The 25,424-nt window shown below is 38.8% G+C and carries 21 protein-coding genes; 16 read left to right on the plus strand and 5 right to left on the minus strand.

What is annotated here, in order from left to right; all coding sequences use genetic code 11:
* The first annotated feature begins 8 nt into the window (after positions 1-8).
* From recO to acpS, 3 genes are all read left to right on the plus strand, one after another.
* Complete coding sequence (gene recO / locus LDL57_RS04340; protein ID WP_180560282.1) at positions 9-722, plus strand: DNA repair protein RecO; 714 nt, start codon at positions 9-11, stop codon at positions 720-722.
* A gap of 87 nt (positions 723-809) precedes the next feature.
* The gene (gene pdxJ, locus LDL57_RS04345) at positions 810-1,541 is read left to right on the plus strand and encodes a pyridoxine 5'-phosphate synthase (RefSeq protein WP_180560283.1); all 732 of its coding nucleotides are present in this window, start codon (positions 810-812) and stop codon (positions 1,539-1,541) included.
* A complete protein-coding gene (gene acpS / locus LDL57_RS04350; RefSeq protein WP_225507136.1) occupies positions 1,541-1,921 on the plus strand; it encodes a holo-ACP synthase in 381 nt (126 codons plus the stop codon). The genes pdxJ and acpS overlap by 1 nt, the downstream gene beginning before the upstream one ends.
* On the opposite strand, the gene LDL57_RS04355 is transcribed toward acpS, so the two are convergent.
* A complete protein-coding gene (locus LDL57_RS04355) occupies positions 1,918-2,178 on the minus strand; it encodes a YfhL family 4Fe-4S dicluster ferredoxin (protein ID WP_225507138.1) in 261 nt (86 codons plus the stop codon). The two genes, acpS and LDL57_RS04355, sit on opposite strands and share 4 nt — an antisense overlap.
* A 172-nt stretch (positions 2,179-2,350) precedes the next feature.
* Positions 2,351-3,877: a phosphoethanolamine transferase family protein gene (locus LDL57_RS04360; protein ID WP_225507141.1), complete on the minus strand. Its 1,527-nt coding sequence runs from the start codon at positions 3,875-3,877 to the stop codon at positions 2,351-2,353.
* A gap of 234 nt (positions 3,878-4,111) precedes the next feature.
* Between LDL57_RS04360 and tadA the strand changes: the two genes are divergently transcribed.
* On the plus strand, positions 4,112-4,576 hold the full coding sequence (gene tadA / locus LDL57_RS04365) for a tRNA adenosine(34) deaminase TadA (protein WP_180560328.1): 465 nt from the start codon (positions 4,112-4,114) through the stop codon (positions 4,574-4,576).
* A 79-nt stretch (positions 4,577-4,655) separates the two neighbouring features.
* Here tadA and mltF read toward each other — a convergent pair whose 3' ends face one another.
* Positions 4,656-6,107, minus strand: coding sequence for a membrane-bound lytic murein transglycosylase MltF (gene mltF / locus LDL57_RS04370; protein ID WP_180560287.1), 1,452 nt, complete (start codon positions 6,105-6,107; stop codon positions 4,656-4,658).
* A gap of 265 nt (positions 6,108-6,372) precedes the next feature.
* Here mltF and purL point away from each other — a divergent pair, with 265 nt between their 5' ends.
* The 6 genes from purL (at position 6,373) to glnB (ending at position 16,750) form a co-directional block, all read left to right on the plus strand.
* Positions 6,373-10,263 (plus strand): phosphoribosylformylglycinamidine synthase, encoded by a 3,891-nt coding sequence (gene purL / locus LDL57_RS04375; protein WP_180560288.1) that lies wholly within the window; start codon positions 6,373-6,375, stop codon positions 10,261-10,263.
* A gap of 867 nt (positions 10,264-11,130) precedes the next feature.
* Positions 11,131-12,570, plus strand: coding sequence for a sensor histidine kinase (locus tag LDL57_RS04380; protein WP_225507145.1), 1,440 nt, complete (start codon positions 11,131-11,133; stop codon positions 12,568-12,570).
* 44 nt (positions 12,571-12,614) lie between these two features.
* Positions 12,615-13,412 carry a two-component system QseEF-associated lipoprotein QseG gene (gene qseG / locus LDL57_RS04385; RefSeq protein ID WP_225507147.1) on the plus strand — a complete coding sequence of 266 codons (798 nt, stop codon included), beginning with the start codon at positions 12,615-12,617 and terminating at the stop codon, positions 13,410-13,412.
* The gene (glrR, locus tag LDL57_RS04390; RefSeq protein WP_180560291.1) at positions 13,409-14,746 is read left to right on the plus strand and encodes a two-component system response regulator GlrR; all 1,338 of its coding nucleotides are present in this window, start codon (positions 13,409-13,411) and stop codon (positions 14,744-14,746) included. The genes qseG and glrR overlap by 4 nt, the downstream gene beginning before the upstream one ends.
* A 26-nt stretch (positions 14,747-14,772) precedes the next feature.
* Positions 14,773-16,395: an NAD+ synthase gene (locus tag LDL57_RS04395; RefSeq protein ID WP_180560292.1), complete on the plus strand. Its 1,623-nt coding sequence runs from the start codon at positions 14,773-14,775 to the stop codon at positions 16,393-16,395.
* 16 nt (positions 16,396-16,411) lie between these two features.
* Positions 16,412-16,750 carry a nitrogen regulatory protein P-II gene (gene glnB / locus LDL57_RS04400; protein WP_180560293.1) on the plus strand — a complete coding sequence of 113 codons (339 nt, stop codon included), beginning with the start codon at positions 16,412-16,414 and terminating at the stop codon, positions 16,748-16,750.
* Positions 16,751-16,859: 109 nt separating this feature from the next.
* On the opposite strand, the gene hmpA is transcribed toward glnB, so the two are convergent.
* The gene (hmpA, locus tag LDL57_RS04405) at positions 16,860-18,068 is read right to left on the minus strand and encodes an NO-inducible flavohemoprotein (RefSeq protein ID WP_180560294.1); all 1,209 of its coding nucleotides are present in this window, start codon (positions 18,066-18,068) and stop codon (positions 16,860-16,862) included.
* Between the two features lie 287 nt (positions 18,069-18,355).
* Between hmpA and glyA the strand changes: the two genes are divergently transcribed.
* The 3 genes from glyA (at position 18,356) to LDL57_RS04420 (ending at position 21,623) form a co-directional block, all read left to right on the plus strand.
* Complete coding sequence (glyA, locus tag LDL57_RS04410) at positions 18,356-19,609, plus strand: serine hydroxymethyltransferase (protein ID WP_180560295.1); 1,254 nt, start codon at positions 18,356-18,358, stop codon at positions 19,607-19,609.
* An 89-nt stretch (positions 19,610-19,698) separates the two neighbouring features.
* The gene (locus LDL57_RS04415; protein WP_180560296.1) at positions 19,699-20,850 is read left to right on the plus strand and encodes a 3-phenylpropionate MFS transporter; all 1,152 of its coding nucleotides are present in this window, start codon (positions 19,699-19,701) and stop codon (positions 20,848-20,850) included.
* Between the two features lie 476 nt (positions 20,851-21,326).
* Complete coding sequence (locus tag LDL57_RS04420) at positions 21,327-21,623, plus strand: hypothetical protein (protein WP_180560297.1); 297 nt, start codon at positions 21,327-21,329, stop codon at positions 21,621-21,623.
* 254 nt (positions 21,624-21,877) lie between these two features.
* Here LDL57_RS04420 and suhB read toward each other — a convergent pair whose 3' ends face one another.
* Entirely contained in the window at positions 21,878-22,681 is an 804-nt protein-coding gene (gene suhB / locus LDL57_RS04425; RefSeq protein WP_180560298.1) for an inositol-1-monophosphatase, read from the minus strand.
* Positions 22,682-22,806: 125 nt separating this feature from the next.
* Between suhB and trmJ the strand changes: the two genes are divergently transcribed.
* The 3 genes from trmJ to LDL57_RS04440 all read left to right on the plus strand — a co-directional run bounded on the left by trmJ (position 22,807) and on the right by LDL57_RS04440 (position 25,413).
* A complete protein-coding gene (gene trmJ / locus LDL57_RS04430; RefSeq protein WP_180560299.1) occupies positions 22,807-23,535 on the plus strand; it encodes a tRNA (cytosine(32)/uridine(32)-2'-O)-methyltransferase TrmJ in 729 nt (242 codons plus the stop codon).
* Between the two features lie 87 nt (positions 23,536-23,622).
* On the plus strand, positions 23,623-24,117 hold the full coding sequence (iscR, locus tag LDL57_RS04435) for a Fe-S cluster assembly transcriptional regulator IscR (RefSeq protein ID WP_180560300.1): 495 nt from the start codon (positions 23,623-23,625) through the stop codon (positions 24,115-24,117).
* Positions 24,118-24,198: 81 nt separating this feature from the next.
* A complete protein-coding gene (locus LDL57_RS04440; RefSeq protein WP_180560301.1) occupies positions 24,199-25,413 on the plus strand; it encodes an IscS subfamily cysteine desulfurase in 1,215 nt (404 codons plus the stop codon).
* The last annotated feature ends 11 nt before the right edge of the window (positions 25,414-25,424 follow it).

Below are 25,424 nucleotides of genomic sequence, written 5' to 3' on the forward strand. Positions count from 1 at the left end.
GGATTTCAGTGGACGGTTGGCAACGTGCATTTGTACTTCATACTCGCCCTTATAGTGAAACGAGCTTATTATTAGATTTTTTCACCGAAAATGAGGGTCGAATTCGACTATTGGCCAAAGGTGCTCGTAGCCGTCGTTCTAATCTAAAAGGCTGTTTACAACCCTTTACGCCCTTGCTGATCCGTTGGGGAGGCAAGGGAGAAATGAAAACGTTACGTGGCGCAGAACCAATTTCTTTAGCGCTACCATTTACCGGTACCGTGCTGTACAGCGGTCTATATGTTAATGAATTGCTTGCGCGAGTTTTAGCCTACAACATCCCTTTTCAAAGCCTATTTTTTGAATACCTTACCTGTTTGCAGATATTGGCTGGCAGTGAATCTACGCCAGAACATGCATTGCGTCGTTTTGAATTATCATTGTTATCTCATTTAGGTTATGGTGTTGATTTTTTACACTGCTCTGGTAGCGGTGAACCGGTGATAGATAGCATGACTTACCGTTACCGGCAAGAGAAAGGTTTTATTGCCAGTTTGGTTATTGATCACTTGAGTTTTACCGGCAAGCAGCTTAAGGCATTTGCCTATCGTGAGTTTCCTGATATTGATACATTGAGAGCAGCAAAACGTTTTACACGCGTTGCGCTTAAACCTTATTTAGGGGGAAGTCCATTAAAAAGCCGCGAGCTTTTTTGCCAGCTTATATTGCCTAAAACGCGTTGAAGTGGGGTCACTAACACCTATTTCAAGATATTATGATTGCATGGATAAACGAAATTCTAACTATGAAATGGATAACAGGAGTTTAATATGGCAGAGTTATTATTAGGCGTTAATATTGATCATGTTGCGACAGTGCGTAATGCACGGGGAACTCAATATCCTGATCCAATACATGCGGCATTTCTTGCTGAACAGGCGGGTGCAGATGGGATCACCGTCCATTTGCGTGAAGATCGCCGCCATATTACTGATCGTGACGTTAAGTTACTTCGCCAAATGTTACAAACGCGGATGAATCTGGAGATGGCAATAACAGATGAGATGGTCAATATTGCCTGTCAGATCAAACCTCAATTTTGTTGCCTGGTACCAGAGCGACGTGAAGAAGTTACGACGGAAGGTGGGCTTGACGTTGTTGGCCAACAAGCGTTAGTCGCAACGGCTGTCAAACGATTAGCCGAAGCAGGTATCACGGTTTCTTTATTCATTGCTCCTAACGATAAACAAATTGATGCGGCAGTGGAAATTGGGGCGCCCTTTATTGAAATTCATACCGGTGCTTATGCTGACGCTAACAGCGAGTTAAAGCAGGAAGAAGAGTTTAAACGTATCAAGCAAGCGGTAAGTTATGCTACGGCGAAAAAGCTTAAGGTCAATGCGGGTCATGGGCTAACTTACCATAATGTCCAGCGTATTGCACAGTTGCCAGATATATATGAACTTAATATTGGTCATGCGATTATTGGGCGAGCCCTTTTTAGTGGTATGGCAATGGCGGTCAGTGATATGAAGAAAATTCTTCGTGAGGCGCGTGGTTAATGGCGATTATTGGATTGGGTACCGATTTGGTTGAAATTATACGTATAGAGCAGATTATCGAGCGTTTAGAAGAACGCCTGGCAAAACGTATATTGTCTGCTCAAGAATGGCGACAATATCAAAGTCACTCTCAGCCAGTCCGTTTTTTGGCAAAGCGCTTTGCTGTCAAAGAAGCAGCGGCAAAAGCTTTAGGAACCGGTATTCGAAATGGTTTAGCACTTAATCAATTTGAAGTTTTTAATGATGAATTAGGTAAGCCAGGGCTGAATTTGTTAGGGCAAGCAAAAATATTGGCTGATTCATTAGGTGTGCAACACATACATGTATCATTATCTGATGAACAAAATTATGCTTGTGCCACGGTGATTATGGAAAGTTAAATTTTATCGGCATGGTGTAATAAGACAAATTTATCCCATAATTGTTCTTCTGTTTCAGTGTTATTCGGATCTTTAATAATGGTATTGCTGATCGGACAAACGGATTGGCAAGTTGGCTTATCATAGTGGCCAATGCATTCAGTACAGAGATTGGGGTTGATTTGGTAAAATTCTTCTCCCATTGAAATCGCTTCATTAGGACATTCTGGTTCACACATATCACAGTTGATACAGCGATGAGTAATTAATAGTGACATTTTAAGCTTTATTTAAAATATTAGTTATATTATTAAGTAAGTAAAAAGCTGCATTTATTATTAGGCTTGAAGCGAAAATAAACACAGCTTATTTTATATTGTCTAGCGTAAATTATCACGCTAAAACAATAATATTATTACCTTATTAACCGGTTTGCTCTTTGGCATACTGCTATGGTGCCATATCGGCCGGTAATTTTGTATAGTCAATTCGTTTATTGCTAAAGTCAATGACACTATTTTGTTGTGAACAAATATCGTTTGAAATCATATTACAGGAATGGTCAATACTGGGATGGTCAATACCTGACCATTCAGAAAATAGACTTAAAAAGTTAATTCCACTTCTGGCAGCGTTGATGTACTGCCGGTCGTTAGAATTATAAGCACTAATAAACAGTGGTACTTCGTAATCCTGACGATATTGGTCGTTATGGGTGAGTTTAAGGTCACTCGGATTGTTTTTATTGACGAAACCCAGACCATGATCAGAAAAGTATATCATGCTCCATTTTGACTGGCTGTTAGTTAAATATTGATGAATCGTTGCTAGTAGCTTATCAGTATTTTTTATGCTCTGGATATAACATGAGATTTCTTTACTTTTATAAAAGATATCATAATGATTATCAGTTCTTACGCAGGCACGGGGATGGCTGCCAATTAAATGAACAATAATCAATTTTTTGGCAGGAGGAGCTTTGATTGCTGCCGCGATTTGCGGTAGCAATTCATCATCGTTGGTATCTTTACTATTATTATAACTTCCTCTTTTAAGGAAAAACGGCTGGTCGGCTTTTTTACCCATTGAGGCAATCGGTGTGTCATAGATACCAACCGCTCCCTGATTTGATAGCCAATAGGTGGTAAATCCCCATTTTTTAGCGAGTGCAATAATATTATTGGCTAATTTAGGTGGCTGAGCTAGGGAATGAGTTAATGATGGTACGGTTGTTGAGGCGGCTGAAATATAATGATTAAATATAATACCATTTGCACTATCCATAAATGGGGTATTATTAATTGGAAAGCCATAAACATGCATAAAGTCACGTCTGGCGCTTTCTCCAATCACTATAACATAGGTATCATAAGGTGTGGCAGCATTGTTTGGTTGGAAATCATCTTTCTGCGCAATTAAACTAAAAAGTTTTGTCGCCTCTTGTTTAGCATAGTAAAAATCGTTGATAAATTTAATTTCAGGATAACCACTATTTAAAATATCAAATTTACCCATTTCTTTATAATCTTTTATTGGACCATAGAGAAGAAACAGTACAAAGGTAATAAAAGCCCAAATCTTTATTTTTTTTGAGCTTTTAAGCTTAAATTTTGCACAGGAAAAACCGAACAGCAAAATAAATACTGAGCCGGCGTAAAGATAGTATGGAATATTAGTAATAAATTCTATTGCTTCATGTAAATTGGTATAAGTAACCGATGTTGCTATGGTGAGTGAGGGCGCACCGTACAGAAACCTGGCTGGAAAATATAGCGCTGCAATAACTGAGAATATGATAATAAACCCACTATATATTATCCGTAATGGACTGATAACGATGAGTAATGCGACGATACCCGCTGTATAGTTTAGCCTTGCTGGGTAGCCCATAGCATAATGAATTAGGCTGAATAATATAGTAAGGAGCAATATTTTTAGCCAAAAATACTGATTGTTATTTATTAATTTTTTTATCATTTAATATACACATGTTAAATAGGTTATTATCTTTAATTTAAAGATGTGCAAGGTCAAATAGGCTAATTTTAAGTAATAGCATAGATTATTTTACAGATAGTTTATCAACGTGATTAACTATCTTCATTAGTTTCATTAAACCATAAATTGATATTATGTTATAACAATTTTTGTCGTGTAAGTTAATTTTTGAGGTTTTTATTCGTGGAGCAAGCCGAAAAAGATGTTTATTGGATGCAAAAAGCTATTTTACTCGCAGAAAATGCGCAAGCAAAAGGTGAAATTCCAGTAGGTGCAGTATTGGTACATGAAGATAAATTGATTGCAGAAGGTTGCAATCATCCTATTTCCGCTCATGATCCATGCGCTCATGCAGAAATTTTAGCTTTGCGCGCAGGTGGTCAATATTTACAAAATTATCGCTTACTTAATACTACCCTTTATGTGACACTAGAACCTTGTATTATGTGCGCTGGGGCTATGATCCATGCACGTATTGGTCGCTTGGTTTATGGTGCCCCGGATCAAAAAACCGGTGCTGCGGGATCAGTAATTGATGTTTTTAATCATCCTGATATGAATCATCGTATTTTGGTATTGGGAGGGATTTTGGCCGATGAATGTTCGGAGATGTTAAGTTGTTTTTTTAAACAGCGGCGAGCAGAAAAAAAGTTGGCCAAGAAAGCGCCACGTTGCTAAATTAAATCTGCCTAAGTAGCTTAGTGAGGCTACTTAGGCAGAAATAGAGGCTAATACTATTTAGTGATTTTTGGCTAAATTAATCACTACTCTCTTTTTTGCTACTGGTTCTAGAGAATAAAAGAGGATCCCTGGCAGCAAGCTGCATATTTTGATTCATTTCCTTATTCTGTAGGTAACCCACCAAGCTCTGGTGATAACGGCGAATATTTTCCACATAGCGATAGGCTTCATAACCACGCGCATAACCGTAAGTTAATTTAGCAAAATATTTTTTCTTGCTAAGTAAGGGAAGTCTGGCTTTTACATCTAACCAACTGTCTGGATCACCGCCTTGCATGCGTGTCAGTTTCCTGGCATCAAGCATATGTCCCAACCCCATATTATAAGCTGATAATGCAAACCAAATGCGATCATCAGGCGCAATAGTGGTTGGTAAGCGTGAAATTAGGTATTGTAAATAAGCGGCGCCACCTTTAATACTTTCCTCTGGATCCAGCCTATCTGACACACCCATAGTTTGTGCAGTAGGAACCGTTAGCATCATCAAACCACGAACCCCAGTTGGTGATGTGGCAAGTGGATCCCAGTGTGATTCCTGCCAGGAAATTGCTGCGAGTAGACGCCAATCCATATTTTCTGCATATTTTTTAAACAGATGTTTATAGGTTGGCAAAGTTTTATTAATCGCAGTAATAAAAGTAAGCGTATCAAAATAATCAAAGCTAGCTACATGGCCAAAATATTTTTCATCTAGGCGTGTTAAAAGTTCTTCTTCTTTGCTTTTATTGAAGAAGTCTAACATTGCTGCATTTAGACTATTATCTTTTGAACGTTTCATATACCAATTAAGGCTATGATCGTCGCTAACATTAAAAGCTACCGCAATGTTTGGATGAATACGTTGCTGCATGGCGACGACAATAGAGTTTTCTATAGTATAATCAATTTTCCCTTCGGCTAGCAGTTGTAATAACTCAGTCGCATTATAATGACTGGTTTCTTCCCATTGAAGATTAGGATATTTTTGCTTCAACCGTTGCAATGTACTAGCGTGTACTGAATCAATGGCAACGACAAACTTGCCTTTTACATCATTCAAGGATCGTGGACGATTTATCCCTTTACGATAAATCAGTTGTTGTGAAACGGTATAGTAGGCAGGGCCCGGCTGTGCTTTATCGAGGCGCTTCTCATTGTAAAGAAGTCCTGCAGTAATGAAGTCACTATTACCGTTTTCAAGATCATTAAAAAGTTGATTGATATTTGAACGTACATTGATACGTAGCTTTACGCCAAGGTAATCGGCAAAGCGTTTAGTCAGTTCGTAATCAAATCCGCTTGCTTCTTGCTTATCGTTAAAGGACATAAGTGGTGAATTAATGGTACTTACACGTAGTTCACCACGAGAAATAATTCTCTTCACCTGGTCTTGCTGCTGGTTGGGCCACTCAATATTAAGTGCAATGACACCAACAGAAATTATAGAGACGATAACGATAACAAGATAATTAATTCTAATATTAATCAAATGGTTATATCTCGTTAGTTAAACATATTATCTTAATTAAAATGACCAAATTATGGTCAATTTTTTAAGAGCCCGACATTTTGCTTAACAAAAAAAGGATTTGCAACGTAATTTAATCTATTTTACATATCTTTAACATTTCCCAGTGAGTGATAAATGTTCACGCAAACGGTTTCGTAACGGCTCATGATGCTTTATAATAGTCAGCCAGTTTTCCTGATACTTATCTTCAGGCCAGCTTTATAAGTTAAGAGAATCTATTACTATGGAACTTCTGCGTGGCTCACCCGCTTTATCGACATTTCGCATTACTAAGCTTCTTTCTTTATGCCAACAACAACAACTGCCGGTTATTGACATTTATGCTGAATATGTACACTTTGCTGAACTTGGTGCGCCATTAAATCAGGAAGATCGACAAAAACTGAGTCAATTGCTCCATTATGGCCCTTCATTAACTGAGCAACAGCCTAAGGGCCAGTTACTCTTAGTTACTCCACGGCCAGGCACTATTTCACCTTGGTCTTCAAAGGCAACGGATATTGCTCATAACTGTGGATTACAGCAGGTGATCCGGCTTGAGCGTGGCATTGCTTATTATATTATTTGTTCTGCGCCATTGGATATATCACAATTGGATGATTTATCTGTCATTTTGCATGATCGTATGGTTGAAGCTGTTTGGACTTCTTTTGAACAGGTAAAATCCCTCTTTATGCACCATAAGCCGGCGCCGATGGTAACGATAGAAATATTAAAAAATGGTCGTCGTGCACTGGAATTGGCAAATACTGAATTAGGGTTAGCGTTAGCCACAGATGAGATTGATTATTTAATGCATGCCTTTCAAGCATTAGGCCGGGATCCAACGGATGTTGAGCTCTATATGTTTGCACAAGCTAATTCAGAACATTGTCGGCATAAAATTTTTAATGCCAGTTGGGTTATTGATGGTAAATCTCAACCTAATTCTTTGTTTAGCATGATAAAAAATACTTATCAACAAACCCCTGATTATATTTTATCGGCATATAAAGATAACGCTGCCGTAATGGAAGGATCGAATATCGGGCGTTTTTTTCCTGATCCAGTAACCGGTAAGTATGATTATCATCATGAAAATGCGCATATTTTGATGAAAGTAGAGACGCACAACCACCCGACTGCCATTTCTCCTTGGCCAGGAGCTGCAACCGGTTCGGGTGGAGAAATACGCGATGAAGGTGCAACTGGACGTGGTGCAAAGCCTAAAGCAGGCTTGGTTGGATTTGCAGTTTCTAACTTACGTATTCCAGGCTTTAAACAACCTTGGGAACAAAATTTTGGCAAACCGCAACGTATTGTTAGTGCGCTGGATATTATGCTTGATGGGCCATTAGGGGGCGCCGCTTTTAATAATGAATTTGGGCGACCCGCTTTGTTAGGTTATTTTCGTACTTATGAACAACAAGTGGATAGTCATAATGGAGCAGAATTACGTGGCTACCACAAACCGATTATGTTAGCGGGTGGTATAGGTAATATTCGGGCAGAACATATTCAAAAAGGGAATATACCCGTTGGCGCTAAATTAATTGTATTAGGCGGCCCGTCAATGAATATTGGACTGGGAGGCGGCGCAGCTTCATCGATGACTTCCGGGCAGTCTGATATTGATCTTGATTTCGCCTCGGTACAACGTGATAACCCTGAAATGGAGCGTCGTTGCCAAGAGGTTATTGATCGTTGCTGGCAGTTAGGTAAGGATAATCCGATCCTATTTATCCATGATGTAGGCGCGGGAGGGCTTTCTAATGCCATGCCTGAGCTCGTGAATGATGCGGGTCGCGGGGGAGTATTTGAACTACGCCAAATATTGAATGATGAACCAGGTATGGATCCACGTCAGATTTGGTGTAATGAATCTCAAGAGCGCTATGTATTGGCAGTGTTACCTGAACAACTTCCTTTATTTGAGTCTATTTGTCGTCGAGAACGCGCGCCATATGCTGTAGTTGGTGAAGCAACGGAAAATCGGGATTTGGTTCTTAATGATAGTTATTTTAAAAACCAGCCTATTTGCATGCCGCTTGATGTTTTGTTAGGTAAAGCACCCAAGATGCAACGTGACGTTAGTTCTCAATATGCAGCCGGTAAACCGATTAATCGCGAGACGATAACTCTAACAGAAGCAGTTAAACGGGTATTACATTTACCCGCTGTCGCAGAGAAAACTTTTCTGATTACTATTGGTGATCGAAGTGTTACCGGAATGGTGGCGCGAGATCAAATGGTGGGGCCTTGGCAGATCCCGGTTGCTGATTGTGCGGTCACGACTGCTAGTTTAGACAGTTATTATGGTGAAGCTATGTCTATCGGTGAGCGCTCACCAATAGCACTTTTGGACTATGCGGCATCTAGCCGGATGGCGGTTGGAGAAGCGTTAACCAATATCGCTTCTGCTTATGTTCAGGAGCTAAAACGGGTGAAGCTTTCCGCTAATTGGATGGTCGCCGCGGGACATCCTGGTGAAGATGCAGGTTTGTATCAAGCTGTGAAGGCGATTGGTGAAGAGCTATGTCCAGCATTAGGTTTAACCATCCCGGTTGGTAAAGATTCAATGTCAATGAAGACCACCTGGCATGAAGGCGAACAGATTTGTGAGATGACCGCGCCACTTTCTGTTGTTATTACGGCTTTTTCTCGGGTTGAAGATGTTCGTTTAACGGTTACACCTGAACTGAAAAGTGATCAAGATAATGCATTATTATTAATAGATCTCGGCCAGGGGCATAATGCATTGGGTGGTTCAGCATTGGCGCAGGTTTATCAGCAATTAGGTGATCATGCACCGGATGTGCGTGATGCTAACTTATTAAGAGGCTTTTTTAATGCGATTCAGGCGCTTATAAAAGAACAAAAATTATTAGCTTATCATGATCGCTCTGATGGTGGCCTATTTGTTACATTAGCTGAAATGGCATTTGCTGGTCACTGTGGTTTGAATATTGATATCGGTCATTGTGATAAAGATATTCTTGCGGCTTTATTCAGTGAAGAATTAGGTGCAGTCATCCAAGTCAAGCAAGCGGATAGGGAAATGGTGGAAGCTTGTTTAGCTGAGCATGGATTGGCTGAGTGTGTTCAGTATATTGGTATGGCAATTAATGACGATATTGTTGCTATCAACAGCCATGGCAAAGAAATTTATCGTGAAAAGCGTAGTCAATTGCGATTATGGTGGGCTGAGACCAGTTGGCAAATGCAACGTTTACGAGATAATCCTGAGTGTGCCGATCAAGAACATCAAGCTAAACAAGATCTGACAGATCCGGGATTGAATGTAAAATTAAATTTTGATCCAGCAGATGACATTGCTGCGCCCTATATTATGACAAACCGCTCACCAAAAGTGGCTGTTTTACGTGAACAGGGGGTCAATTCCCATATTGAAATGGCGGCTGCATTTTATCGTGCAGGTTTTACTGCCATCGATGTGCATATGAGTGATTTGTTAGCTGGTAGAGTAACACTCGCTGATTTTCAGCTGTTAGTTGCCTGTGGCGGCTTTTCTTATGGTGATGTATTGGGTGCCGGAGAAGGCTGGGCAAAATCAATTTTATTCAATTCACGTGTACATGACGAATTTGCTGACTTTTTTACTCGCTCTGATACTTTATCTTTAGGCATATGTAATGGGTGTCAAATGATGTCTAATCTCCATCAGTTAATTCCAGGTGCTGAACATTGGCCACGATTTGTACGTAATCGTTCAGAGCGGTTTGAAGCGCGTTTTAGCTTGGTAAAAGTGATGGAAAGTCCTTCGCTATTTTTACAAGATATAGCCGGTTGCCAGCTACCAATAGCGGTTTCTCATGGTGAGGGACAAGTTGAGATGCGTAACATGGCTGATGTTAACCAGTTGGAAAAAAATCATTTAGTCGCGCTACGCTTTGTTGATAATTATGGTCAGGTTACTCAACAGTATCCTGCAAATCCAAATGGTTCGATTAATGGTATTACTGCGGTGACGAGCTTAGATGGGCGGGCGACTATCATGATGCCGCATCCGGAGCGAGTATTTCGTACAGTTAGCCATTCCTGGCATCCACCAGAGTGGGGCGAAGATAGCCCCTGGATGCGTATTTTCCGTAATGCTCGTCGTCAGTTGGGTTAATTAGATATTTTCTTCTGTGGCTAATTTTAGTGATAAAAAAATGGTTAGAGATAGGCGATAAAATGTAACGATAATTTTTTGATTGAAAATAAGTAGAATAGGTTTGATGATCAGCTAAATTTAGTTGAAACTCAATGTTAATTATTATTAAAATTAATTAATAATTGGTTAAATTGTTGGTTAAGTTCTCTAACTGTCGCTAATTGACAAGTAATCAAAATAAATTGTCTCAAAACGGAGACATTTAATTGTATGATTTTTTATTATTATCTCATTCACTCTATGAAATGTCGCAAATAGGCGACATTTTTACTAAAATAGAGGCATTAAATTTAACGAAACACCATTTTAAAACCTTAAAAATTTTATTTTTTATTAAATTTCAATCAATTATAATTTCTTTTAAAAAGATGGCATATAAAATGCATATTATGTTGGGTAGTTGCTCATTCAACTTTTTATGTCGGACCCAATGTAGAGGGATATATACCACATAAACCAGGAATGATGCCAAAAGTAAGGTGCCTACCGTCCAGCAGCATGATATTGCTTATTAACTGGCTTTATCAAACATCGGGCGACACGTGGAGTGAGGCACCATTTATAAAAATTCGCTGCTCTCCTCGCCGATATGGGCGGGGTGCAGTGAGTTATTAGATAAAGTATTTATTGCTGCTTTAGCCCATGAATATTATTTACCTTCCTTGTCTTACTTCCTTATTGATTATTTAAAATTTCATCCTTGATATTCGTGATTAACAGGCTGTTTTTAACATAACAATTGATTAGATATTTTTATTAAATTACGAGACAAATTCACTATCGCATAAAAGTTCTGTTACCATAATAGTATGAATAGGTAATGAGATGATTTCTTTGAATAAATGGCATTCTTTTCCGCGCTCACTACGCCAACTGGTGGTGATGGCTTTTTTATTGGTTCTATTGCCATTATTAATATTGGCCTATCAGGCCTATCAAAGTTTAGATGAGTTGAGTAATCAAGCAGCTGATATTAATCGTACTACCTTGCTTGATGCCAGGCGAAGTGAAATCATGACCAGCACTGCGCTTGAAATGGAACGTAGTTATCGTCAATATTGTGTGTTAAACGATCAAACTTTTGCTGCGCTTTATAAGAAAAAACGGCAAGAATATAGTGATATGTTAGCGCGTCAACTGGCTATTTTGCCCGATAAAAGCCAAATCGCCACTATTCAAACCTTACTGGAAGATCTCTCCGATTTAAAATGCGAAAATAATTCGCCTATTCCAGAAATGGCTACGGCGCTTGAACGTTTTTCGGTTACCAATAACCAATTAGTACAATTAACACGGGATGTCGTATTTGGACGTGGTACTCAATTGCAGAATGCGATTGCTGAGAAAGGGCAATATTTTGGTTGGCAAACACTAATTGTCTTTTTATTGAGTGTATTATTAGTTGTTTTATTTACTAGAATGATTATTGGTCCGGTGAAAGCTATAGAGCGTATGATTAATCATCTTGGGGCAGGAGGAACACTTTTTACTAGATTAGAGCGTTTTAAAGGCCCCAGTGAACTACGTTCATTGGCTCAGCGTATAGTTTGGTTGAGTGAACGACTTCGTTGGCTGGAGTCACAACGACATGAATTTTTACGTCACATTTCTCATGAATTAAAAACACCTTTAGCCAGCATGCGTGAAGGGGCTGAACTATTAGCTGATGAAGTAGCAGGACCTCTAACTTTAGATCAACGAGAGGTTGTCGCTATATTGGATAATAGTAGTAAACATTTGCAACAACTTATTGAGCAATTATTAGACTATAATCGTCAGTTAGCTGATGGGCCGGCACAGATTCAGCAAATTGATTTAACCAAGTTGGTGGCAAATGTCGTTTCTTCACATAACCTAACGGCTAGATCTAAAAATATGCAAACTGAAATTGAGTTGAATATGACTCACTGTCGTGCAGAGCCTACATTTTTGGCTAGAGTGATCGATAATCTCTATTCTAATGCAGTGCACTACGGTTCTGAATCGGGTAAGATTTGGATAATAAGTAATGAAACTGATGATAAACTCCAAATCGATATCGCTAATACAGGAACACCCATTCCAGAAGCTGAACAAAATATGATTTATGAACCTTTTTTTCAGGGATCTTTATTGCGTAAAGGGGCAGTAAAAGGTAGCGGGTTAGGATTAAGTATTGCCCAAGATTGTATTAAGAGAATGAATGGTCAATTGTTGCTTATCGACTGTCCGTTTGCTGATGTCTGTTTTCGTATTGAACTACCACTAACCACAGAGTATGAATAATGCCAAATTGGTCTAATTACAACACCCTAATAGCCGCAGGGATAATGCGGAAAACATGGCATATTGCATCAGCTAGTCTAAGTTGTGAGGGATTTTTTTCCACTAGCTGGAAAATAAAGTTAACAACACTTTTTTTACCCTTTTTATTAATAGCATGTAGTAAGTCTCATCATCCATTACCTCTGGATATGATAAATGAATCGATGCCAATAGAAGAACGTATAACAGATTATCGCTACGTAAATTGTGAAAAAATATGGAATATAGACAGTGAGAATGCTACCGATAATCCGCTTTACTGGTTGAGAATAGTTGATTGCGCTAATCGATTGAATAAAGAGCAAGCGCGTTTGATGACTAAAACGATCCAGTTAATTAATTGGCAGAATGTTTTTCGTCATAGTATCTTACTCGATGTTACAGAACCAACAGTCATCGCCCGGCGTAAAATGATTGATAATTTGAATATTTATAGTTTGCAGTTTCCTGCACCTATTCGCCCACTATTAGAATTATGGCGCGAAAATCAAATACAGACTGTTTATCTTGAAGAAGCAAATGCTAAATATTTACGTTTACAACAAGAAAGCGATAATAAATTAGACCGTCTTACTGAACAAAATGCTCATCTCACCTATGAATTAAATATTATCTCACGTAAGTTGGAAAATCTGAAAGATATTGAACGACAACTTTCTTCACGTAAACAGGAACAAGCAGTAGCAAGCGGAAAAATGGATAAAAGTAGTGCCAATTCTGCACCAAATAGCACAGAGTCAAAAACACCAGATGTGACTAAAGAGTCGCATTCGGTTGATAAAAGTGGAGAAAATCCGCAATGACAGTGCATAAATCAGCCAACTTACTGTTGGTAGATGATGATCCCGGTCTGCTGAAATTATTGGGCATGCGTTTAACCAGCGAAGGATTTAAAGTGGTTACCGCAGAAAATGGTGCGGATGCCTTGAAAATTTTAGCAAAAGATAAAATTGATCTGGTAATCAGTGATTTGCGTATGGATGAAATGGATGGCATGGCACTTTTTGCTGAGATACAGAAACAACAGCCAGGTATGCCGGTTATTATTTTAACGGCACATGGTTCAATCCCTGACGCGGTAGCTGCAACACAAAGAGGGGTATCAAGTTTTCTTACTAAGCCGGTTGATCGTGATGCCCTTTATAAAGCGATTGGTGAAGCCTTGGCTATGTCAATTTCCGTTTCTGATGAAAATTGGAGTGAAGAAATTGTCACCCGGAGCCCGATAATGCTTCGTTTATTAGAACAGGCACGTATGGTGGCGCAATCTGATGTTAGTGTATTAATCAATGGCCAAAGTGGCACCGGTAAAGAAGTATTGGCGCGTGCAATTCATCGTGCTAATTCTAGAGCTAAAAAGCCCTTTATTGCAATTAACTGTGGGGCTTTACCTGAGCAGCTTTTAGAATCTGAGCTGTTTGGCCATGCCAAAGGCGCTTTTACCGGTGCGGTTACCCATCGTGAGGGTTTGTTTCTTGCCGCGCAAGGGGGAACATTATTTCTTGATGAAATTGGTGATATGCCTTTGTCGCTTCAAGTGAAACTATTACGGGTTTTGCAGGAACGTAAAGTACGCCCTTTGGGCAGTAACCGGGATCTAGATATTGATGTTCGAATTATTTCAGCCACTCATCGTGATTTACCAAAGGCAATGGAAAAAAATGAATTTCGAGAAGACCTCTATTACCGTTTAAATGTGGTAAATATCAAAATTCCTGCCCTTAATGAACGTCCAGAAGATATTCCTTTATTAGCTAATCATTTGTTAAGGGAATCAATAAAACGTCATAAACCTTTTGTGCGTAGCTTATCGAAAGATGCGATGAAATGTTTAATGGCGGCAAGTTGGCCGGGTAATGTAAGGCAATTAGTGAATGTGATTGAGCAGTGTGTTGCATTAACCACGGCGCCAGTTATTAGTGAAGCATTAGTCATGCAGGCGCTGCAAGGCGAGAATACCGCATTACCTACTTTTGTTGAGGCTCGCAATCAATTTGAACTGAATTATTTGCGCAAATTATTACAAATGACAAAAGGCAATGTTACCCACGCAGCACGTATGGCAGGTCGCAATCGAACTGAGTTTTATAAATTATTAGCCAGACATAAACTGGATGCTAATGATTTTAAAGAATAATTATTATGTCTGGAGAGTGAAATTTTATGAACCGAACGCTGAATATTGCACTAGCACAATTAAATTGGCTGGTAGGTGATATTGAAGGCAACTGTGAACGCATGTTGCAGGAAGCTAAGGCTCAACAGTTACAGGGTGCGGATCTTATTCTGTTTTCGGAATTGGCTTTAACTGGCTATCCGCCGGAGGATTTACTTTTTCGGTCGGATTTTTACCAACGTTGTAACAAACAGCTTGATCGCCTTCAAGAGGCTAGTCAAAATATAGCCATTGTCGTAGGTCATCCATGGCAGCAAAATGAAAAATGTTATAATGCATTGTCATTTTTCTGGCAGGGACAAATGGTGGCGCGTTATTTTAAGCAACAATTGCCTAATTATGGTGTTTTTGATGAAAAGCGCTATTTTTATGCTGGTCACGAAAGTTGTGTATTATCTTTTAAAGGTTATAAATTAGGTTTTTTAATTTGTGAAGATGTTTGGTTTGATGAACCAGTTGATAAAATTAAAGCATTAGGCGCTGATGTTCTGATTATCATTAATGCTTCACCTTATAATCGCGAAAAACCCCATATCCGTACAAAGTTATTAAAATCTCATAGTCAAAGAACGCATTTGCCAATTGTCTATTTAAACCAGGTTGGCGGGCAGGATGAACTTATATTTGATGGTGGCTCAAAAGTATTTAATGGAAAGGGTGAGGTAACGCATTATTTAGCGCAGTTTGCTGAGCAAGTTATCCTGTGTAAATTTAATGATTACGAACCGCTGCCAGTAGCTAATTTAGCTAAAACTTTATCGCCTACCGCTCAAGTTTATGAAGCATTAGTCATGGCAACCCGTGACTATATTAATAAAAATGGCTCCTCTGGCGTTATTTTGGGATTATCAGGTGGAATTGATTCAGCTTTAACCTTGGCTATTGCAGTAGATGCTTTAGGAAAAGATAAAGTTCAGGCTGTAATGATGCCTTTTAAATATACAGCTGAGATAAGCATCCATGATGCCAGAGAACAGGCAGAATTGTTAGGGATTGAATTTGCGATAGTATCTATTGAAGCTATGTATGATGCATTTATGGCTGGTTTGTCGCCCTTATTTGCAGACATGACTGCCGGCACAACCGAAGAGAATTTGCAGGCTCGCTGTCGGGCTATTATTCTGATGGCAATATCCAATAAGAGTGGCCGTTTAGTATTAACGACCAGTAACAAAAGTGAATCGGCAGTAGGTTATACTACTCTCTATGGTGATATGGCCGGTGGTTTTGCGGTATTGAAAGATGTACCGAAGACGTTAGTATTTGAGCTGGCAAAATATCGTAATACCATTTCAGCAAACATCCCTCAGCGCGTGATTGAGCGGCCACCTACTGCTGAGCTAGCGCCAGGGCAACTCGATCAGGATAGTCTACCACCTTATCCTGTGCTGGATGCGATCTTGGAAGGTTATGTAGAACAGGATAAATCGGTCAGTGAATTAGTTGCGGCTGGATTTGATGAGGTAACAGTACGTAGGGTGATCAAGCTAGTTGATATTAATGAATATAAACGACGTCAAGCACCAGTAGGTCCGCGCGTTACAATTAGAAATTTCAATAAGGATAGGCGTTACCCAATTACTTCGGGTTTTGGTCGTAAAAACTGGTGATAATAGGATAAATTTGATGAAAAAAATTGATGCAATTATCAAACCTTTCAAGTTAGATGATGTAAGAGAAGCTTTAGCCGATGTAGGCGTAACCGGAATGACAGTCACGGAAGTAAAAGGGTTTGGACGGCAAAAAGGTCATACAGAACTTTATCGCGGTGCAGAATATATGGTTGATTTTTTGCCTAAAGTAAAAATTGAAATTGTTGTTTCAGACGATATTGTTGATAGTTGTGTCGAGACGATAACGCAAACCGCACAGACAGGAAAAATTGGTGATGGTAAAATCTTTGTTTATGATATTGCTCAGGTGATCCGAATTCGAACCGGTGAGCAGGATGAAGCGGCTATTTGATTTTAAAGGGTAACAGATGGTTGAAAGTTACAAAGGAGTTGATATGGAATCTGTAACCTCCTATCCCACCTGTTACCACTTATCTTGCTTTTAGTGTTGGTTTTAATGGTTATTGTCTATTTTCCTCAATAACTTTATGTGGCCCAAAACACTCATAATGGATGTGACTGGTATTTACTCCCATGGCGAGCAACTGTTTGGCAATAAATTGCATAAAGTTGACAGGGCCACAGAAGTAGTAATGCATATTTTTAATATTAAGCCGTTGTTTTACTTTTGATAGATTCATTAGTCCTTGATATTGATACTGTTCGTGTTGTCTATCTTGCTCTCGCGGATTGTTATACCAAATGGCACTGAAGCCATGGATAAAATCAGTTAATTTATTTTTCACTTCATTAGCAAAAGCGTGATGTCCGCTATGCTCTGTCGCATGTAGCCAATTTAATGGTGCTGCATGTTGTTGTTGATATAGTTTTTCCAACATACTTATCATCGGCGTTAAGCCGACACCGGCTGAAATCAGTGTCACTGGCGTATTGCTATTGGCCGTCAGAAAAAAATCTCCGCAGGGTGGTGCCAGTTTGACGATATCACCTTCGTTTATCTCGTTGTGCAGATAGTTTGATACACTACCTTTTTCTTCACGTTTTACCGCTATAGAATAACTTTTACCATTAGGCGCATTAGTTAATGAGTATTGCCGAATTTGTTGATTGGTTAGTTTTTCACGATCTTGTAAATAAATGGTTAAATATTGTCCTGGTAGAAAATCGACTACCTCATTACCATCTTCTGGAATAAATTGAAAACTGGTAATTGTTTCGCTACGAGGGATCTTTTTAGCCACTTTGAAGCGACGTAAGCCACGCCAACCACCGATACTTTTTTCATTTGTTTTATAGATTTGTTCTTCACGGTTAATAAAGATATCGGCCAGCACAGCAAAAGCTTTAGCCCAGGCCTCAATAATTTCTTTTCCAGGCTGAAATAGCTCATCAATGGTATGTAGAAGATGATGACCAACAATCGAATAATGTTCAGGTTTTATATTCAGACTAGCGTGTTTGTGGGCAATTTTTTCAACGGCGGGTAGTAAGGCAGAAACATTATCAATATTGGTGGCATAGGCGCAAATGGCATTAAATAACGCTTCTTTTTGATCCCCATTAATTTGATGACTCATATTGAAAATATCTTTTAATTCAAGGTTATGTTGAAACATACGTTGATAAAAATGAGCAGTTAATTTAGGGCCGGTGGAGACTATGAGAGGAATAGTTGATTTAACGGTCGCAATAGTTTGAGTATCAATCATATAAAATTCCTAAATTAGCTAATGGTTTTAAAGTTGCATTAAAAATGCAACTTAAATTGTTTCCGATTAAAAGTAAATAATTAATTGTAAAAATGAGATTGAGTTAGCGTATTTAAGTTGGCAATAAAATCGCTATCGAGAAATGTTTTATTTGATGCTACATATATAGCAATCGTTTGCGTAATTTTTTATTTTGGGGCTATCTCAGTGAGCTAAAAGAGTTTACACTGTGTGCTATTCATTTAATTGAATAGCGATTTAAAATGTGGCTGAGTCAGGAGAAGTAAATGTTAAAGCGTGAAATGAGTATTGCAGATTATGATCAAGAACTATGGCAGGCAATGGAAAATGAAGTTAAGCGTCAGGAAGAGCATATTGAGTTAATCGCTTCAGAAAATTATACCAGTCCAAGAGTTATGCAAGCTCAAGGTTCCCAACTTACGAATAAATACGCTGAAGGTTATCCAGGGAAGCGTTATTATGGTGGTTGTGAGTATGTTGATATTGTTGAACAACTCGCTATTGATCGCGCGAAAACTTTATTTGATGCGGATTTTGCTAATGTTCAGCCACACTCAGGTTCACAAGCTAATACTGCTGTTTATATGGCCTTATTGCAGCCCGGCGATACGGTATTAGGCATGAATTTGGCACATGGTGGACATTTAACCCATGGATCACCGGTCAATTTTTCCGGTAAGCTTTATAATATCGTTCCTTATGGTATCGATGAAAAGGGTAAAATTGATTACGACGATATAGCCACTCAGGCACAAAAATATAAACCTAAAATGATTATTGGTGGTTTTTCCGCTTATTCAGGCGTGGTAGATTGGGCTAAAATGCGTCAAATTGCAGATAGTGTAGGTGCTTATTTATTTGTTGATATGGCGCATGTCGCTGGTTTGATCGCTGCTGGTGTTTATCCTAATCCTGTTCCTCATGCACATGTTGTGACCACCACCACCCATAAGACTTTGGCCGGCCCTCGCGGTGGTTTGATTTTGGCTAAAGGTGGTGATGAAGAGTTTTACAAAAAACTAAATTCTGCTGTATTCCCTGGCGCTCAAGGTGGTCCGCTAATGCATGTTATTGCTGGGAAAGCGGTTGCACTAAAAGAAGCGATGGAGCCTGAATTTAAAACCTATCAACAGCAAGTGGCTAAAAATGCGAAAACGATGGTTGATGTTTTCATCAAGCGTGGTTACAAAGTTGTTTCTGGTGGAACTGAAAACCATTTATTCTTATTAGATTTAGTGGATAAAGGGATCACCGGTAAAGAGGCGGATGCCGCACTGGGTCGTGCTAATATTACCGTCAATAAAAATAGTGTACCAAATGATCCAAAGGGTCCATTTATTACTTCAGGTATTCGTATTGGTACACCCGCCATCACTCGTCGTGGGTTTAAAGAAAAAGAATCTGCTGAATTAGCTAATTGGATATGTGATATTTTGGACAATATTGATAATGAAAGTGAGATTCAAAATATAAAACAAAAAGTATTGTTAATTTGCCAGCAGTTTCCGGTTTATGCATAAATAAGTTAAAATTTTGTTATCCGTTTCAGCCTGTTTTAGTTATTTACTGAAATGGGCTTTTTACATCGATAATTAAATGGCAATAAATAATGATTATTCCATCAACACGTTGGCTTGCGTTAGATTATTTCACTTATTTTTTTGCTTATGGCATTTTTTTGCCTTTTATCGCAATTTGGCTAAATAGTGAAGGGCTTGAGGCCGATATAATCGGTATTTTGTTAGCATCGGGCCTAATTGCGCGTTTTATTGGTTCTTTGCTGATCGCACCAATAGTAACAGGATCCCGTCACCTAATTACCACCTTGCGTCTATTTGCTGGTTTAACACTGATTTTTGCAGTTGGATTTACCGTTAGTTCACATTGGTTATGGTTATTATTTATCATGTTGGCTTTTAATCTTTTTTTTTCACCGATGATACCTTTAACCGATGCGTTAGCCGCTAGTTGGCAAAAACAGATAACATTTGATTATGGTAAAGTGAGGGTTTGGGGTTCGATTGCATTTATTATTAGCGCTTCTTTGATCGGTTATTTAGCGAATAACTGGGGACATAAAATAATTATCTATGCATTACTTGTCAGCATAATAATTATGCTGTTGGCGATGTTATTACAACCTACTATTATGCCTAAAGCTACTTATCGCCAGATCGCCAATACAACTATATCATTGAAGCAATTATTGCTTGAGAGCTCAGTTTGGCGTTTTTTACTGTGCACAACCTTATTACAGAGTTCTCATGCCGCTTATTATGGTTTTTCTTCAATTTATTGGAAAGAAGTGGGTTATTCCGATACTACTATTGGTCTGTTATGGGCTTTAAGTATTGCTGCTGAAGTGATTGTATTTACCTTTAGCTATGTGCTTTTTCGTCATTGGCAGGCAAGTGGATTATTATTGTTAGCAGCAAGTTGTGCGGTTATTCGTTGGGGATTAATGGCTAGTTTTACCGCTTTACCAATATTGATAGTGAGCCAACTTTTACATAGTGGTACTTTTACTGTTTGTCATCTTGCGGCAATGCGTTTTATTAGTGGACGTAGCGAAGATGAAATTATTCGTCTACAAGCATTTTATTCGGCATTGGGGCTAGGAGCGGGGTTAGCGATAGTGACAATCGTGGTGGGTTTTGTGTATGAATTTTTCCCTTTTCACCATAACTGGGTATTTTGCTTAATGTCATTGATTGTCATTCCAGCATTATTTATTCGACCGAGTGAAAAATCACATCAATAAATTTGATGGTATAGTCGAACTAGTTAGCTAAACTTGTTCATTTAACTTGAATAACAGATAAATATTAACCAAGGATGCAAATAAAATTTTTTATATTAAAACTAAGCAAGTTGGCCAATCATTAAAATCCTCCTTTGCTAGCAAACAGCAATTTAATATTCCCTCATTACGTCTATTGCTTACGACTTTAATGGCGAATTGCTGATTAAATCTTTTCCACCATGTTGAAATATATAACTTATCACGCAAGCGTATTATATCCAAAATTACTTTGTCTGGTTGATAAATTATATTAATAAAATTAGTTATTTAATATTATTTATATATATATTTATTACAAAAATGTATAAAAAACATAATGGAAATGATTATTATTTGCTTTATCATTAGCAACATTGCGATTTAGATTATTCAACTCAATCGTAATGAATAAGGTCATCTATTAATTAGGCGTCACAATACCCTAGGAGATTGAAATGAATTATTCAGTAAAATACGGATTATTAATATTATCAATTTGTTACATGATTTCAATTTTGTTCCCTTCCATGGCGATGGCGGCCAATGACAAAAAAGATAAGCAATATATGTGTCACGGTTGGCACGGTTATCCAAACAAGCAAATGGATTTATTTGATCAGCCTGTTACTGCTGCTAATGAAAAAGAAGCCTTACAATCAGCGATGGGGCTAATAGGAGAGAAAGTTAAAGCGTCTAGTGATGCTAATCAGAAAATTCATACTCAAAGATGTGATGAACTTTCAGCTCAGTAAAGTTAACTAAAAGCGTTGGTAAAATACCCCTTAATACCTAAATAGGGTTAGGGGGTTTAATAGACAATCATTCTATAAGACGGCATCGACAATAACAGCAAATCTGGAAAATATTTGCCAGTTTATCTAAGCAGCTAAGTCGTGGCGAATCTTATATCTATTTGAGAGCCGCCGCCAACGAGTTAATGACAAAACCACGTCATCAAAGATTACAAACTAAATAATAAATATTGGCTAGGGCTATTTTTATTTTTTTAGCTTTTTAGTGGATCGCTTAACTCAGTCTGTATTTCTGGTACCATTTTTTTCACCATACGTGGACTGCCTGCCAGCAAATTGCCTGAGCAGAGATAATTATGACCGCCAACAAAGTCAGTTATAATACCACCTGCTTCACGTACTAACAGCTCACCGGCCATAAAATCCCATGGTTTTAAGCCAATTTCAAAAAAGGCATCGACGCGACCAGCCGCAACATAAGCTAAGTCTAAAGCTGCTGACCCTGTACGGCGAAAATCGGCGCATTTTTTAAATAGTTTAGCGATAATATTAATATATGCGGCTGAATGTTGTTTCGCTTTGAAAGGAAAACCCGTGGCAATAATTGCCCCTTCTAATTCATTGGTATTTTTAAGACGAAGGCGGTAACCGTTTAATTGTGCTCCTTGGCCACGTACTGCAGTAAATAGCTCATTAAGCATAGGATTATAAATGGTGGCAACTTCTGTACGGCCGTTAATACGTACCGCGATAGAGACGGAAAAATGGGGTAAACGTTTAGTAAAATTGGTTGTGCCATCCAAGGGATCAATAACCCACTGAATATCATTCTTCTCACCAAGTATTTGACCACTTTCTTCAGTAATAATGGTATGGGTAGGATAAGATTTCTGGATGACTTCAATAATAATTTGTTCCGCTTTTTTATCGATATTGGTCACAAAATCATTTTGGCCTTTTGCCATTATTTCAATAGAATCCGGTTTTTCATAGCTTTTAGCAATAAAGTTGCCTGCTTGGCGAGCTGCTCGAATAGCAATAGTTAGCATTGGATGCATGGGTTATTTCCACTGGAATGTTAAAGAACAAGGATTAAGCAAAGGTGGCAGTATAACAGAGATTCGTCAACATGACTATGATTGTGGTAGAATAGCCTGATGATCAACGCCAAATAAAGACAATTATGTTAGAAAATATTCGCATTATTTTGGTTGAAACCTCGCATACTGGAAATATGGGATCAACTGCCCGGGCGATGAAAACGATGGGACTAACTAATTTATACTTAGTTAATCCACTTATTTTACCGGATTTACAAGCTATTGCATTATCTGCTGGGGCCAGTGATGTGATTGGTCAAGCGACTATCGTGGCGACATTAGATCAAGCTGTACTTGGATGCAGTTTGGTAATTGGAACTAGTGTGCGCGCTCGTACTTTATCATGGCCACAGGTGACACCACGAGAGTGTGGTGAAAAAACCATTCGTCAGGCAATAAATTCCCCGGTGGCTATCATTTTTGGCCGCGAACGCGTTGGCTTAACCAATGAAGAACTACAGAAATGCCAATATCATCTTCATATTCCAACCAACCCTGAATATGGTTCACTCAATTTGGCAATGGCTGTTCAATTGATCAGTTATGAAATTCGTATGGCATACTTGACAATAAATGAAAAAAAATCCTCGGTGGATAATAAAGATAAGGTACAATATCCGCCAATTGAGGATATAGAACGTTTTTATATCCATCTTGAAGCAGTGCTCAATGCATCTGGATTTATCAGAAAGCGTCACCCTGGACAAATCATGAATAAATTGCGACGTTTATTTACTCGAGCGCGTCCTGAAATGCAGGAACTCCATATTTTGCGTGGTATTCTCACATCAATTGAAAAATGGCATAAATAATAGTTGAGTAAAATACTAGGTTAAATAGTTGACTAAAATACTCAGGAATGACACAATTTTTGTCACATTTAACTATGGGGATATATTATGAGACTAACATCTAAAGGACGCTATGCAGTAACAGCCATGCTGGATGTGGCATTGCATTCAAAGACTGGGCCAGTGCCATTGGCTGATATATCGGAACGCCAGGGAATTTCGCTTTCTTATCTTGAGCAACTGTTTTCTCGACTTCGCAAAAATGAATTAGTTGCCAGTGTTCGTGGCCCTGGTGGCGGATATTTATTAGGTCGGGAGGCAAAAACTATTTTCATCGCTCAAGTTATTTCTGCTGTTGATGAGTCGGTTGATGCAACTCGTTGTCAGGGAAGAAAAGAAGGATGCCAAGGTGGAGAGCGTTGTTTGACCCATGCATTGTGGCGTGATTTAAGTGACCGTATTACCAGTTTTCTTAGTAATATTAGCTTACAAGAGTTGGTCAATAATCAAGAAGTACAAGAAGTTGCTGATCGTCAAGATAACGATAAACATCCGGTGAGAGCGACTCATCAATCTGAACCCATTATTAATATGCAAGCATAAATTGAACGGTTCAACAAAATAGAGTAATTGCAAAGTAATAAAATTTTGAGACGTTTTTCGTCTTATGGAGCTAGTGAGTTAATGAAACTACCGATTTATTTAGACTACTCGGCGACCACACCGGTTGATCCTCGTGTCGCTGAAAAAATGATGCAGTGTATGACTATGGATGGCAATTTTGGTAATCCGTCATCCCGTTCTCACGTTTTTGGCTGGCGGGCTGAAGAGGCTGTTGATATTGCGCGTAATCAGATTGCTGAGTTAATTAATGCGGATCCGCGCGAGATTGTTTTTACTTCAGGAGCGACTGAATCAGATAACTTGGCTGTGAAAGGGGTTGCCAATTTTTATCAGAAAAAAGGCAAACATATCATTACCAGCAAAACTGAGCATAAAGCAGTTTTGGACACTTGCCGTCAACTTGAGCGTGAAGGTTTTGAAGTGACTTATCTTTCGCCAAAAAGTAGTGGTCTTATTGATCTACATGAACTTGAAGCCGCTATGCGTGTGGATACAATTTTGCTGTCAATCATGCATGTTAATAATGAGATCGGTATTATTCAAGATATTGCCGCTATGGGTGAGCTTTGCCGCAATCGCGGTATTATTTTTCATGTTGATGCGACCCAGTCAGTAGGTAAATTACCGATTGATTTAAATGAACTAAAAATTGATTTAATGTCTTTCTCAGCACACAAACTGTATGGACCAATGGGAATAGGCGCACTTTATGTACGTCGTAAACCCCGTATTCGACTAGAAGCCCAACAGCATGGTGGTGGTCATGAACGAGGGATGCGTTCAGGGACATTACCAGTACACCAGATTGTAGGAATGGGTGAAGCTTATCGGATTGCTAAAGCAGAAATGGCAGTAGAATCTGTTCGATTACGCGCCTTACGCCAACGCTTATGGAACGGTATTAAGAATATTGAAGAGGTTTATCTTAATGGGGATCTGACCAACGGCGCTCCTCATATTCTCAATGTTAGTTTTAACTATGTGGAAGGTGAATCATTGATGATGGCGCTTAAAGATTTGGCGGTCTCATCAGGTTCAGCATGTACATCGGCAAGCCTTGAACCTTCATATGTACTAAGAGCATTGGGAATGAATGATGAGTTAGCACATAGTTCAATTCGTTTCTCTTTTGGTCGATTCACTACAGAAGAAGAAATCGACTATGCCATCGAGCTAATCCACAATGCGATAGGTCGGCTGCGCGATTTTTCTCCCCTATGGGAGATGTATAAGCAGGGTGTCGATCTTAATAGCATCGAATGGGCTCATCATTAATAGACGAATAG

This window comes from Arsenophonus apicola (genome assembly GCF_020268605.1).
Classification (GTDB): domain Bacteria; phylum Pseudomonadota; class Gammaproteobacteria; order Enterobacterales; family Enterobacteriaceae; genus Arsenophonus; species Arsenophonus apicola.

Coding starts and splice junctions, on each gene's coding strand:
- pdxJ (WP_180560283.1), top strand. CDS start 810: ATGGCAGAGTTATTATTAGGCGTTAATATTGATCATGTTGCGACAGTG.
- acpS (WP_225507136.1), top strand. CDS start 1,541: ATGGCGATTATTGGATTGGGTACCGATTTGGTTGAAATTATACGTATA.
- LDL57_RS04355 (WP_225507138.1), bottom strand. CDS start 2,178: ATGTCACTATTAATTACTCATCGCTGTATCAACTGTGATATGTGTGAA.
- LDL57_RS04360 (WP_225507141.1), bottom strand. CDS start 3,877: ATGATAAAAAAATTAATAAATAACAATCAGTATTTTTGGCTAAAAATA.
- tadA (WP_180560328.1), top strand. CDS start 4,112: ATGCAAAAAGCTATTTTACTCGCAGAAAATGCGCAAGCAAAAGGTGAA.
- purL (WP_180560288.1), top strand. CDS start 6,373: ATGGAACTTCTGCGTGGCTCACCCGCTTTATCGACATTTCGCATTACT.
- LDL57_RS04380 (WP_225507145.1), top strand. CDS start 11,131: ATGATTTCTTTGAATAAATGGCATTCTTTTCCGCGCTCACTACGCCAA.
- qseG (WP_225507147.1), top strand. CDS start 12,615: ATGCGGAAAACATGGCATATTGCATCAGCTAGTCTAAGTTGTGAGGGA.
- glrR (WP_180560291.1), top strand. CDS start 13,409: ATGACAGTGCATAAATCAGCCAACTTACTGTTGGTAGATGATGATCCC.
- LDL57_RS04395 (WP_180560292.1), top strand. CDS start 14,773: ATGAACCGAACGCTGAATATTGCACTAGCACAATTAAATTGGCTGGTA.
- glnB (WP_180560293.1), top strand. CDS start 16,412: ATGAAAAAAATTGATGCAATTATCAAACCTTTCAAGTTAGATGATGTA.
- hmpA (WP_180560294.1), bottom strand. CDS start 18,068: ATGATTGATACTCAAACTATTGCGACCGTTAAATCAACTATTCCTCTC.
- glyA (WP_180560295.1), top strand. CDS start 18,356: ATGTTAAAGCGTGAAATGAGTATTGCAGATTATGATCAAGAACTATGG.
- LDL57_RS04415 (WP_180560296.1), top strand. CDS start 19,699: ATGATTATTCCATCAACACGTTGGCTTGCGTTAGATTATTTCACTTAT.
- LDL57_RS04420 (WP_180560297.1), top strand. CDS start 21,327: ATGAATTATTCAGTAAAATACGGATTATTAATATTATCAATTTGTTAC.
- suhB (WP_180560298.1), bottom strand. CDS start 22,681: ATGCATCCAATGCTAACTATTGCTATTCGAGCAGCTCGCCAAGCAGGC.
- trmJ (WP_180560299.1), top strand. CDS start 22,807: ATGTTAGAAAATATTCGCATTATTTTGGTTGAAACCTCGCATACTGGA.
- iscR (WP_180560300.1), top strand. CDS start 23,623: ATGAGACTAACATCTAAAGGACGCTATGCAGTAACAGCCATGCTGGAT.
- LDL57_RS04440 (WP_180560301.1), top strand. CDS start 24,199: ATGAAACTACCGATTTATTTAGACTACTCGGCGACCACACCGGTTGAT.